Annotated in this window: 15 protein-coding genes; 11 read left to right on the forward strand and 4 right to left on the reverse strand. The window is 42.7% G+C overall.

What is annotated here, in order from left to right; all coding sequences use genetic code 11:
- Positions 1–70 precede the first annotated feature (70 nt).
- The 8 genes from cmk (at position 71) to AC04MM_RS12400 (ending at position 7,226) form a co-directional block, all read left to right on the forward strand.
- Positions 71–730, forward strand: coding sequence for a (d)CMP kinase (gene cmk, locus AC04MM_RS12365; protein WP_475380676.1), 660 nt, complete (start codon positions 71–73; stop codon positions 728–730).
- Positions 731–866: 136 nt separating this feature from the next.
- A complete protein-coding gene (locus AC04MM_RS12370) occupies positions 867–2,657 on the forward strand; it encodes a 30S ribosomal protein S1 (RefSeq protein ID WP_475380677.1) in 1,791 nt (596 codons plus the stop codon).
- Positions 2,658–2,912: 255 nt separating this feature from the next.
- Positions 2,913–3,914, forward strand: a complete 1,002-nt coding sequence (gene sppA / locus AC04MM_RS12375) for a signal peptide peptidase SppA (RefSeq protein WP_475380678.1) — start codon at positions 2,913–2,915, stop codon at positions 3,912–3,914.
- A gap of 8 nt (positions 3,915–3,922) precedes the next feature.
- Positions 3,923–4,492 carry an HIT family protein gene (locus AC04MM_RS12380; RefSeq protein WP_475380679.1) on the forward strand — a complete coding sequence of 190 codons (570 nt, stop codon included), beginning with the start codon at positions 3,923–3,925 and terminating at the stop codon, positions 4,490–4,492.
- Between the two features lie 15 nt (positions 4,493–4,507).
- Positions 4,508–5,251 (forward strand): rhomboid family intramembrane serine protease, encoded by a 744-nt coding sequence (locus tag AC04MM_RS12385; protein ID WP_475380680.1) that lies wholly within the window; start codon positions 4,508–4,510, stop codon positions 5,249–5,251.
- A gap of 8 nt (positions 5,252–5,259) precedes the next feature.
- The gene (locus AC04MM_RS12390) at positions 5,260–5,436 is read left to right on the forward strand and encodes a hypothetical protein (RefSeq protein WP_475380681.1); all 177 of its coding nucleotides are present in this window, start codon (positions 5,260–5,262) and stop codon (positions 5,434–5,436) included.
- 20 nt (positions 5,437–5,456) lie between these two features.
- On the forward strand, positions 5,457–6,098 hold the full coding sequence (locus AC04MM_RS12395; protein WP_475380682.1) for a glutathione S-transferase family protein: 642 nt from the start codon (positions 5,457–5,459) through the stop codon (positions 6,096–6,098).
- 3 nt (positions 6,099–6,101) lie between these two features.
- A complete protein-coding gene (locus AC04MM_RS12400; protein ID WP_475380683.1) occupies positions 6,102–7,226 on the forward strand; it encodes a DNA alkylation repair protein in 1,125 nt (374 codons plus the stop codon).
- Here AC04MM_RS12400 and AC04MM_RS12405 read toward each other — a convergent pair.
- Entirely contained in the window at positions 7,221–8,156 is a 936-nt protein-coding gene (locus AC04MM_RS12405) for a L,D-transpeptidase family protein (protein WP_475380684.1), read from the reverse strand. The two genes, AC04MM_RS12400 and AC04MM_RS12405, sit on opposite strands and share 6 nt — an antisense overlap.
- Before the next feature lie 140 nt (positions 8,157–8,296).
- Here AC04MM_RS12405 and AC04MM_RS12410 point away from each other — a divergent pair, with 140 nt between their 5' ends.
- A complete protein-coding gene (locus AC04MM_RS12410; protein WP_475380685.1) occupies positions 8,297–8,773 on the forward strand; it encodes a flagellar basal body-associated FliL family protein in 477 nt (158 codons plus the stop codon).
- 16 nt (positions 8,774–8,789) lie between these two features.
- Here AC04MM_RS12410 and AC04MM_RS12415 read toward each other — a convergent pair whose 3' ends face one another.
- The 3 genes from AC04MM_RS12415 to AC04MM_RS12425 are packed head-to-tail and all read right to left on the reverse strand — an operon-like array spanning position 8,790 to position 10,736.
- Positions 8,790–9,422 carry a hypothetical protein gene (locus AC04MM_RS12415; RefSeq protein WP_475380686.1) on the reverse strand — a complete coding sequence of 211 codons (633 nt, stop codon included), beginning with the start codon at positions 9,420–9,422 and terminating at the stop codon, positions 8,790–8,792.
- Entirely contained in the window at positions 9,419–9,982 is a 564-nt protein-coding gene (locus AC04MM_RS12420; protein ID WP_475380687.1) for a cell wall hydrolase, read from the reverse strand. The genes AC04MM_RS12415 and AC04MM_RS12420 overlap by 4 nt, the downstream gene beginning before the upstream one ends.
- Positions 9,983–9,986: 4 nt before the next feature.
- Complete coding sequence (locus tag AC04MM_RS12425; protein ID WP_475380688.1) at positions 9,987–10,736, reverse strand: hypothetical protein; 750 nt, start codon at positions 10,734–10,736, stop codon at positions 9,987–9,989.
- A gap of 103 nt (positions 10,737–10,839) precedes the next feature.
- Here AC04MM_RS12425 and AC04MM_RS12430 point away from each other — a divergent pair, with 103 nt between their 5' ends.
- On the forward strand, positions 10,840–11,736 hold the full coding sequence (locus AC04MM_RS12430) for a LysR family transcriptional regulator (RefSeq protein WP_475380689.1): 897 nt from the start codon (positions 10,840–10,842) through the stop codon (positions 11,734–11,736).
- On the forward strand, positions 11,736–12,152 hold the full coding sequence (locus tag AC04MM_RS12435) for an MAPEG family protein (protein ID WP_475380690.1): 417 nt from the start codon (positions 11,736–11,738) through the stop codon (positions 12,150–12,152). The genes AC04MM_RS12430 and AC04MM_RS12435 overlap by 1 nt, the downstream gene beginning before the upstream one ends.
- The last annotated feature ends 298 nt before the right edge of the window (positions 12,153–12,450 follow it).

Below are 12,450 nucleotides of genomic sequence, written 5' to 3' on the forward strand. Positions count from 1 at the left end.
ATCGTGACTGATTTTTGAATCACATTTTGCAGTTTACAAAATTCTTTTTCATAAGCTAGATTAGCGTCCCATGGGTTATGTGATCACAATCGATGGGCCAGCGGCTTCGGGCAAATCTTCGCTCAGTCGTGAACTCTCAAAAAAATTAGGCTGTCCGTGGGTTTCTACGGGTGCATTTTACCGCGGACTAGGTTACGCGGCGCTGCAGCTTAAGACGGATCTGACTGACCCGATCGCTTTATCCGAGCTGTGCAATTCCAATATCTGGGAAGTACGCCTGGCCTGGGAGCGCACCCAAGTTTATTTTAAAAACGAAAATGTCACTGACCAAATCGCCCAAGAAGCGGTGGGTAACGTTGCCAGTAAAATCAGCCATTATCCTGAAGTGCGCCAGTCTTTGCTGGATCATCAGCGCAATTGTGCCCTGGTAAACGACGGATTGATTGCCGAAGGCCGCGATTGTGGGACCGTGGTTTTTCCGCACGCTGAGGTTAAGTTGTATTTAACCGCTGACTCGGAAAACCGCGCCCAGCGTAGAGCCCAAGAGTTAGGCATGGATGAAAAATCCCTGGTTCAGCAGCAACAGATTCGAGATAAGCAGGATTCGACCCGCAAAGTGGCCCCGTTATCGGTGCCGGCCGATGCCCTGGTGATTGATACGACCAGTATGGATTTAGCCCAGGTCGTTGCCACGGCCGAGCAGTATATCCGCAGCCGTATTTCCCTCTAGAAACCCACTCTGAAAACTGGGCCCCAGACGTCCCAAAATTCTCCATTGACCCCGTAAATAAACTCCCGTAGAACGACTCTTCAACCTTAGAGTTCCAAGAGGATTCTTTGCGTGGGAGGAAAGAAAAAAACAAAACATGAACAAAACGTTAAGCAAAAGCCAAAAAGAAAAACTATCAGTCCTAGCGATGCTAGATGCTGAAGACTCAAAAATTCCAGCGAACCCAGGTATTCACTCGGGTGCAAACAAAGCTGGTGAATTCGAAAAACTTTTCGAAGCTTCAACAAAAGAACAAGACTTCAAAGTAGGTGACGTAGTCACTGGAACAGTTGTTGAAGTACAGTCAGATTACGTACTAGTTGATATCAACTACAAATCTGAAGGCTTAATCCCAATCAATGAATTCCGTATCGTAGACGGTGTTCGCCAAGTTAAAGCTGGCGACAAAGTAGAAGTATTAATCGACCGTATCGAAAACGAAAACGGCATGATCGCCTTATCTAAAGATAAAGCTGACATGTTACGTGCTTGGTCTGATATTTCTAAAGCTGCTGAGAACGAAGAAATCATCGAAGGTTTAGTAGTTGCTAAAGTAAAAGGCGGCTTATCTGTAGATATCGGCGTTAAAGCATTCTTACCTGGTTCACAAATCGATTTACGTCCAGTACGTAACATGGATGTTTACTTAGGCAAGAAGTACAAATTCAAAGTTATCAAGTTCAACAAAAAACGTGGCAATATCGTATTATCTCGCCGCGCGATTCTTGAACAAGAGCGCGATTCATTAAAAGCTCAAACAGCTGATCAAATGAAAGAAGGCGCTACAGTAGTTGGTCTTGTTAAAAACATCACTGATTACGGTGCATTCATCGATTTAGGTGGTTTAGATGGTTTATTACATATCACTGATATGTCATGGGGCCGTATCAAACACCCATCTGAGATGATCAATGTAGGCGATGAAATCAAAGTTAAGATCTTAAAATACGACACTGAAAAAGAGCGCGTATCTTTAGGTATGAAACAATTAACTGATGATCCATGGGCTAACGTACACTCTCAATACGCCATCGGTTCTAAACACAAAGGTAAAGTCGTATCAGTTGCTGAGTACGGTGCGTTTGTTGAATTAGGCGAAGGTATTGAAGGTTTAATCCACGTTTCTGAAATGTCATGGACTAAACGTGTAAAACACGCCAACCAAATGGTTCAAGTTGACCAACAAGTTGATGTACAGGTTTTAGCTATCGACACTGAAAATCGTCGTATCTCTTTAGGTATGAAACAGCTTCAAGCTAACCCATGGTTAGAAATGAAAGAATCATACCCGCCAGGAACAATCATTGAAGGTGAAGTTAAATCTATCACTGACTTCGGTGTGTTCGTAGGTATTGAAGAGGGTATCGATGGTTTAGTTCACATCTCTGATTTCTCTTGGACTAAACGTGTAAATCACCCATCAGAAATGTTCACTAAAGGTCAAAAAGTAAGAGCCGTTGTTCTTGGCGTTGACACTGAAAACGAAAGATTCTCTTTAGGTATTAAACAACTTGAAGGTGATCCTTGGGCACAAATCGAAACTAAATACGGTATTGGTACACAACACGAAGTGAAAGTGACTAAAACTGTAGATTTCGGTGCTTTCGTTGAATTAGATACTGATATCGAAGGTTTAATCCATATCTCTGAATTAACAACTGATAAAGTTAACTCTGTTGAAGACGTTGTTAAACCAGGCGATAAGATCAAAGCTGAAGTTATCACGATCGATAAAGATGCACGTAAAGTGGGTCTTTCTGCAAAACTTGTTAAACTTCGCGAACAAAAAGGCGATGTTGACGAGTACGTGAAAAAAGCGACGGCAACTTCAAAAACTAGCTTAGGCGATGTTTTCGGAGACCAGTTTAAAGGTCTTAAGAAGGACTAGTTCGATGCTATGCGGCTAGTTTGGCCGCTGCGCTAGTTGTCCTTTCTGGACGGCCTGTCTGACGGCATCCGTGCCGTCAGAATAAAAAATGACTCGATCATATTTAGGGAGCAAGAAATTGCTCCCTTTTTTTTTGGTTTTCATTAGAATTTATAGGGTATTGCGAAGCTACCATCCTTGGCGGGCTTCTGACGGCGTCCTGCCGTCAGACCGATTGGGTTGGGAAGTTTGGTTTTTCCATGGTTGGAGATTTGGATGAAAAACATGTCTTTTCGTAAGATGGTTCTATTAGGGTTATTTATCGGTTTTGCGGCATATATCGGTTATCGCGGTTATAAAGTGGCAACGACAGGGCTTCCGGGTTCTGGGAGCGAAGGTTCAATCAGTTTAAATAAAAATGAAATTCTGCACTTAGAGATCAACGGCGTGATCATGAACGGTAAAAAGTTTTTAGAAAACTTAAAGCGTTATTCTGATGAAGATGCGGTTAAAGCTATCGTGATTGAAATTAATTCTCCGGGCGGTGCAGTTGGTCCTTCGCAAGAGCTCTATCTTGAAATCAAACGGGCCAAAACCGAAACTAAAAAACCAGTCGTCTGCGTATCAACAGGCTTAATTGCTTCGGGCGGTTATTATTCGGCGATGGGCTGTGATCATTTGATGGTGGCTCCGGGGACGATGCTTGGTTCTATCGGTGTGATTATGGAATTTGCCAATTTAGAAGATTTATACTCTTGGGCTAAAGTTAAACGTTACACCATTACTTCAGGTAAATTTAAAGACTCAGGTTCGGAGTACCGTGCGATGCGAGACGATGAACGAAAATTATTCCAGGATATGATCAACGAAGTTTACGACCAGTTCAGAACAACAGTTTCAGAAGCACGTAACCTTCCGTTAGACTTTGTATCGCAGTATGCGGATGGCCGTGTGATGACCGGTGCCAAAGCTGTTGAGTTAAAATTTGCTGATTCGATTGGAACTTTTGAAGATGCCATTCGTTTTGCGGCTAAGCAGGCGAATTTAAAAGAAGATGACTATCATGTTTTGCGTCCGCGCAAAAAAAATCCGGGCTTCTGGGATTTTATCATGGATGACCAGGAAGAAGACGACTTAAATTCTATTTCTAAATCTGAGCTGCAGGCGGCTATGAAAGGTGAGCTTTCAAGTAAATCTGTTGAGACGGCCATTAAGACTTTATTTAAAATGAAAACTCTTAATCAACCGATGCTGCTTATGCCGGGATATTGGGAGTAAGCAAGCACATGGCGGGTAAGTCAAAAGCAGCAGGTAAAGACAACAAAATTGCTCTGGTTAAAGTCGATAAAGAAGTGTGGCCAATCGAGCGCGATATTTTCTATCGTCCGGGCCGCATGAAGTATGTGCGTAAGATTATTAAACCCAGCGGTTGTGTTTTTTGTACTTCAGCAGCGAAGAAAGAAAGTCTGGCCACGCTTTGTGTTTATAAAACCCAGTATACACAAGTGGTGGTTAATAAGTTTCCATATAATAACGGGCATGTTTTGGTTTTGCCGCTTCGCCACACCGGTGATCTGCTGACATTAACCGAAGCCGAGTACACGGATTTGCATCAGGTCTTACGCCTGTCGATCCAGGCAGTTAAAGATTTATACAACCCGAACGGTTTAAATATCGGCATGAACCACGGCGCGACCAGCGGCGCGGGGATTCCGGATCATTTGCACTACCACATCGTGCCGCGCTGGAACGGCGATCTTAACTTTTTTCCGCTAATCGCAGAGACGAAGTTAGTTATCGAATATCCGAAGCAAACCTATACTAAACTTAAAAAATATTTTCAGAAGAACGGTTAAGGCGAGAAAGTATCTATGACATCATTTTCTGTGGCTCCTATGTCTTCGGTCGTAAAAAAGTTATTAATTATCAATGTGGCGATCTGGGTCGTTGTTCAGATCCTGTTCGATCGGGCTTTTGGCTTTCACCACTGGCGCCTAATGATTTTAACGCCGGAACTGGTGCTTGAAAAATTCTACATTTGGCAATTGGTGACCTACCAGTTTTTTCACGCGATTTCGCCCTTTCACTTATTGTTTAATATGCTGATGCTGTGGTTCTTTGGCTCTGAGCTGGAGCGCCGCTGGGGCAGTAAGTTTTTTACCTTTTATTACCTGGCGTCCGGAGCCGGGGCTGCAATTATCTATTGCATCGGTGTGGGCATTTATGCCGCCGTCAGCGGATTTAAACCGGTGTTGTTGACCCCGGTCATGGGCGCTTCGGGTTCATTATTTGGTTTGTTAGTAGCGTACGGGATTATCTTTGCTGACCGCGAAATCTATTTTATGGGGTTCTTTCCGCTGAAAGCGAAGTATTTTGTCATGCTTGCCGGAGCAATGGATTTAATGTCCCTGATGGGAACTGGCTTTGCCGGCGGGGAAGTGGCGTATTTAGCCCATTTAGGAGGCATTGCCTCAGGTTTTCTGATTTTGCGCGGTCATGTCCAATATAAGAACTACCAGTCCAAGAGCAAGCTTAAGAAAAAGTCGTCGAACTTGCGCCTTGTGGTCGATAATGATAAGTCTACTAAGGATAATAATCCTAAATACTGGAACTAGAGGTACCTATGTCATTAAATAAAGCTTTAGAAGATTTAAAATTCGATAAAAGATTAACTGAGTTAAATTTACGTTTAGGTCGTATCACAAAAGAAGAAGTCGAAAAAAACGTCGCTTCTTTAGAAGATCTTCAATCGCAAGTTGAGCAATTAGATCTAGATTCTGAAAAATCAGAAAACAACTAGTAAGCTAAAATTCTTTTTACATGCTACCGAACCAACCTATCGACATTTACTGCATGGCCAACCAAGACCGCAGTGATCGTGTGCGCTGGCTCATCGAAGAAATAGGTCTTGAATACCGTGATCACTATTTAAAGCGAAAAAATGGTGATCTAAATTCTCCGCGCTACTTAGCGCTTAATCCCACAGGCCGCGTTCCAACTATTGTCGACAACGGTAAAGTCGTTTTTGAATCTGGTGCTATTTGCCTTTATCTGGCCGACAAGTACCGCGACAAAAAAGCATTGGCCCCGGCCTTAGATGCTATCGATCGTGCCGATTACCTGCAATGGATGGTGTGGTCGGTGGCAAGCCTAGAGTGTGTTATTGCACGTATGTTTACCCACGTGAGTACCGAAGCCGAAAAAGCCGAAACCCATGCGTTTGTAAAAAAACAATGTGCGGTCTTTGAACGGGCCCTCAATCCGCTTTTAGAAAAACAAGAGTACATTTTAAAATCAGGATTTTCGGCCGCTGATATTATGCTGGCTGCGGTGATGCCGGGGGCCTGGGAATACCTTGTAGAACCTAATCCAGCTATCAAAGCCTATATGCAACGCCTAATGCAAAGACCGGCAGCGCTAAAGACCCGCGTATTTGAAATACCGGATATGTCACAACATTAAGTCATGCCGGCCGTCGAGAAAAAAGAAAATCCATCTGCATTTAAACACTGGTTCAACGAAGCCTTGGTAAAGCGTCTTGCAGACAGTTTAAAAAAATCCTATCCCGAATTTAATGTGAAAAGTTTTATGCAAGTGGCTCATAAACTTCCAGCGTTTGAAATGAAGCCGCGTGTGCATTTAATCCGCGATGCGATGAAAGCCGAGCTTCCGGACGACTATCTGCAAGCAGTTGCAATCTTGCTAAAATCAGCCGATGTCGGAAACCTGAAAGGTTTTGACCTCTGGCCTTATACCGAATTTATCCAACAGCATGGGTTAGAACATGTCGAAGAGTCGTTAAACGCACTTTATCATTTAACATCGAGATTCACGGCTGAGTTTGCGGTACGTCCGTTTCTGGTGCAGCACCCGAAAAAAACTTTTGCCACGTTAAAAAAATGGAGCACTGATAAAAACGAACATGTGCGCCGCTGGACCAGCGAAGGTACCCGGCCGCGCCTGCCATGGGGATTAAAGCTGCATGCTTCAATCGTTGATCCAAAGCCGGGCTTAGAGATTTTAGAAAAATTAAAGTTCGATGATTCACTGTACGTGCGCAAGAGTATTGCCAATCATTTAAATGATATCGCTAAAGATCATCCGGATCTGGTGATTGCGACCCTTAAGGCCTGGCAGAAGAAAGCAAAAGTAAGTGACAAGGCCAAGCTTGCCTGGATCACCAAACAAGCGCTGCGCACGCTGATCAAGCAGGGGTATGCGCCCGCACTCGATGTGATGGGATTTGGCAAAAAAGCCCAGGTGCGTTTAGGTGAACTGAAATTAAATAAGAAAAGATTCACCGAAAGTGATGTGCTGGCCTTTGAGCTGCAAATAACATCGCGCAGTTCAAAAGCGCAGACCTTGGCCATTGACTATATTATTCATTACCAAAAGGCGGGCGGTAAACTTTCACCGAAAGTTTTTAAGCTAAAAGTGATCGAGTTAAATCCTAAAGAAGTTTTTACGGTAAAGAAAAATCATTCTCTTAAACCAGTGACCACCCGCAAACATTACGCTGGTCTACATAAACTTCAGATTCAGGTAAACGGCAAGGTGCTCACATCTAAGGAGTGGTATCTTAGTTTATAACTTAGACCACTCTTCGCGTAAGATCTGCAGATCGTCGCCTTTTTCTATCAGATAGAGGGTTTTAATGCCGGTATCCTGATGCAGCTCAGATGAGTAGTTTTGAACGAATTTAATGATGTACTGGTTCTGCGTATGTAAAATGCTCGGTTTAGAAAAATCGATAGTGATTGTTTTGTAGATGCCTTTTAATTTTTCTTTGTGTTTTAACCACGATTTTTTATTAAAGCTCGGTGCCGAAAAATCGTCTGAATAAAGTTTGATATAATTATCCAGATCCTGCTTTTGCCAGTAGTCTTTCCAGGTCGCTAACCAGGCTTTTACTTTGTTACGCTTGGCTTCGTGGGTGATGCTATCAACCCAGTTTGTTTTGGCATTGATGATGATATGGCTTTTGTTTAAGGCAATCTGATCTGCCAGTTTCTGGATGTTTTCGTTGCGTAATACCACACAGCCCTTGGAACCGCGGTTAAGCGGAACAGAGTCCGGTATTGAGTGAAGCCAGATGCCGTCGCCGGTTTTATTTTCGAACTTGTCAAAAACGTTAGGGTAGTCGGTAGTAAAAGCCAATGAACCGTACTGGTCAAAAGGGATCTCCGGCTGTGTGAGTTTTTTCTGTAAGAGGTAAATACCTTCCGGCGTTTTTTTGTCGTTACGTTTGGTTTTGTTACCGTCTTTTTTGCCGATATCTATTTCAAAAGAAACCGGCGCAGTTAGCGACTCTTCTGACTCGAAGAAGTAAAGTTTGCGCTCGGATTTATCGGCGATCATGATTGAGGATTTGATCGCCGGATCATCAGACAGCTGCAGAATTTCATTTGGCAATAACACTGCCGTGCCAGAGCCGGTCTGGGCAATAACATTTACTTTCGCAAGAGTTAGGGCGGCGAAAGTAAATATACGCAAAAATGCAGAAGTCTTATTCAGTTTCATTCTCGTAAAAATCATCTTGTCCTATTCTGAGACATCAGACAACTCTTAGGCAGCCGTATTACGACTTATGATAACAGATTTTTAACATTTTGCACATCTTTGGTCTTAAGACCAAAGTGTGGCGCTCCGATAACATCAGTATGAAACAAAAGCTGCAACTAATCTTGAATAGTCTCTTGATCCTCTTAAATCTTTGCGGATTGGTCACTGGTGCATACTGGGTTTATGCATCAACAATCGGTTACGAATCTCCCTATATCGTTGAAGAGACTTTAAGAAAACCAGCAAGTCTTCCTGACACCGTTGAAAAGGGTTTGAACGTTTATACGATGGATAAGTTTTTAGTTAACTTAAGTGGCCAGCCACAAAGACAGATCTTACTACAGGTTAATTTGGATATGTTAAATGCGCAGTCTTTTACCGAGATTATGGATGCCGATAAAACAGCGCGTGCCCGTGACAGTATTATCCGTTTACTAAATGATAAATCGTATTCAGATATCGAAACTATTCAGGGAAAATTATTCTTAAAAGATAAGATCGTTGAAGAAGTTAACAAAGTCCTACGCGTAGGACTTGTTAAAGATGTGTATTTTACAGATTTCGTAGTTCGCTAGTATTAATTCATTATCACTAAAGCGTGAATTTAACGGCTTTAGTGCCTTTGATTTCATAAACATCGCCATCACCAAGATAAGTTTCAACCTGGATACCGATTTTTTTCTTTTCTTTAAGTTTGTCAGCGTGTTCGCCAATTGCAGGTAAAACATAAAGAGGTACGCCAGTTTCTTTAACTTGAGCAGTCGCTGAAGTTGTTGCTGTCGCTGAAGCTACTGTCGTCGGTGGAATAACTGTGTTTTTGATGTTCTGAAGTGACCATTGGGCGATTTTTACCAATGTCCACTTTTTATCTCTTTGTAGAAGAGCTACGACATATTGATTGTTTAAATCTGACCCCAATAAGACGATATCTTTTTTCTCGTTGCCATCCAAGTCTTCGATAAAGGCCATCGGCAATTGACTCTCGCCCATGTCTTTAAACATTTCTAAGATTGAAGGGCTGTAATCTTTTTTGCCGAAGATCACGAATTCAGGGTTCCATTTTTTTAGAACCTGAAACGCTGTTGTCGGTAATTGAATTTCAACTTCGTTGTTATTTACTTTGATTTCTAAAACATTTGTTTTTGATGATACAATCGGCGCTGAATAGGCCAAAGAACCAGCTGCTGTAGTAATTAAGAAAGTAAAAAGTGTTAATTTGATCATCTTGCTTTATCTCCACCGGTTGGTCTCGGTTGTGGTCGTGGGCTTGTCGCAGCTGATCTGTTAGCCCCTAAATGAGTCGGGCAACGTGCGCCGCGCGGTACTAAGAAAACATGTGCTCCGCCGTCAGCGCGACCACAAGGGGTCATTTTTTTGGCCCAACTAGGAGTTACTTTGCGGGGATTATAAAAAGATAACAAGCCATTTGCCCCTTCGTTAATAGCTTGATCTGCAACGTCACGACAAGTTTGTAAAGCTCTGATGTCATCAGTTTCGCTAGCGCTGATATTGTTGCTGTAGCTATCGGCGGTCCAGCTGAATTGCGAAGGTTGGTAAACGACGGCACAAACTGTGTCCGGGTATGAGTCACTTTCTTTACGCGATAAAACTGTCTTGGCAACAGCCATCATATCTTCGCGGGGTTCGCCGCGGCTTTCGTGGTAACAATTGCAAACTAAACAACTGAATGAAGACTGACGTTCGTTGCATGTCATTCTTTCTGTGGCTGCCGTTGCAGGCAGTACGGAAAACCAAAGAGCCAGGGGTGCGATAAATTTCATCATGAAATTAGCCATTTCTTTTTTGGTACATTTTTATTCCGACGTAAGCAAGAATCACTAACAACAGTAATCCGCCGCCAAGAACCATTTCGTTTTGTAATAAACCTTTTTTCTCGTCACCGGCTAAGCCGTTTTCGTCTTCGGCTGCCAATAAGTCACCAGGCATGGCTTGACCGATGCCGGCACCTAAAACTTCACCAGAACCACGGATCGGGCCCAGATCAGGACGTGATAATAGATCTTTGGTCGCGATAACACGTAGTGATTTAACCGTGTTCATGAAGTGAGATACGTGCTTTGAGTAGTATTTATTATGAACCGAGAAAGTGACTAAGATCGCGATTTGATCTTTGATCGTTGCTAAGTAGCGGGTGTAGTAGTGTTGAACTTCAGAGTTGGCGTGTAAGCTGTCTAACCATTTTTGATCGTTAATCATCTCTTCACGCGGCGGCATGGTCACTGTCGACTGGGCAGTGCCACCGGTACGTAAATTTAACGTCATTGGCTTTGCCATATGGTCTAAGTAAATCGGGAAGTTATCAGTTGGACCCTTTTCTTTCGCTGTTAAGATAATGACCGCTTCCTTTGATTCTTGTGGATCTTCGGCACGGCACACCCATTCAGTTTGCTCTAATTTACATTTCCAATTATCTAACATCTCAAAAGAGATATAAGCATTTTTAAAAGTTCGGGCTTCAGACATAGAACCGATAAGTAAAAAAACTAACGGTAAGAGTCTAAAAGTGTATGATCTCATGTTGCCTCGCTTGTTGAATTCCATCTACAATTGTGATGTAGAAAACAGTGTAACTAATAATTTGTTCTCTGTAAAATCGGTTCGACACCCAGTGAGGTAATTTATGTTAAATCTTTCGCAACTCCAGACCTTCGTCATGGTCGTCTCTGAAGGCAGCATGACTGCCGCCGCCGACAAGCTGTTTTTGACTCAGCCTGCAGTAAGCCAACAGATGAAAAACCTGGAGGATGAGCTAGGTGTTGAACTGGTCGTACGCGGTTCTAAACAAATCAAAACGACAGCACAGGGCGAGGTGTTGTACGAGCATGCAAAGAAGATTTTAAGCCTTGCGCAGCAGGCTGAAATTTCAATCAAATCAGTCGGCGCACAATTACGTGGCCAGTTACGGATTGGTACGCTGAACACCATCGGTCTGCACTTAATGAGCCCGGTGGTCAGCCGGTTATTAAAATTTAACCCGGATTTTAAAATCAAGGTCGATTACGCCAAGGGCGAAGATTTAATCGCTGCCTATGAAAAAAATGAACTGGATGTAGTGGTGTTACCGGATGTGCAGATGAATTACGGTAAAACTCTTAAAGAAACAGCTTCGCATGTTCTTTTAAAAGAAGAGATGTGGTTAGTGGGATCGGGTAAAGATGAATTTTATCCCTCGACGGTGAGCATGAAAGACATCGCCAAAATCCCGTATGTGCATTTTGCCAACGAGTTTCCGCACTTTGATAAGATGTTAAACGAAAAATTAGGCACCGTACCGGCGGTATTTGAATCGTCAAACGTCGGAACATTAAAGCGCGTGATCGAAAACGGCTTAGGTATCGGATTTTTACCGGCCCATTCGGTAAAAAAACAGATTCGCGGTGGGCGTTTAAATAAAATCCAGACTTTAGATTTCGAATACAAGACAGAATTTATTTACTACCGTCGTGAAAAGGGGCCTTCGGCAAAAACCGCTGAGATTTTATTTCAGGCCATGACCGGCGACCAGGAGAGAAGTTAGTGGAAAAAAATTTACTGATTTATCCGATGGCCTTCTATGCTTTTTGGATGTTTGGTGTGGCGCTCAATTTATTACGCACACGTGTAAAAGGTGTTAAAAGTCGCGAGATAAATTTTAAATACTTTAAAGCGTACACAGATACGACACTGCCTGAATATGCTCGTGTGGCTGAACGCCATTACGAAAACCAGTTTGAACTGCCAACGCTGTTTTTTTCTACGGGTGTAATGCACTTTGCTCTAGGCGCTGCCAACAACGTAACCTTAAGTTTAATGTGGATATTTGTGGTTAGCCGTCTGGTGCACACGTTTATTCACTTAGGCAGTAATGATGTCAGATTTAGAATGGTTTCATTTTTTATCGGTTGGATAGCTATCGTAGCACTTTGGGTGCAATTAGTTGTTTTTGTAGTGTAGGCGTGTTTTTCTTTATCAATCAAAAATCTCAATAGCTTCATTGTAATTGTATATTCATTGAACGGAAACTGCGCGCCGAAAGGCTGCTGAAAAGATTCTGATTGTTTCGCGATTGGCTCAGGTAATTGAATCTTGTATTTGGAGCTATAAAGATTACGGCATGTATTTATCTTCTCCAATTATTTTACCAACAATGAAGGAGTTATTTTAAATTATGCCATTGAATTTTAAGAAAACTTCTCGAGCCGCAAGTTTACCGTTGGCACACTGTGACGACGGTAAACATCCGGCTAAGGTA

It is taken from the genome of Bdellovibrio sp. SBM16 (genome assembly GCF_056175625.1).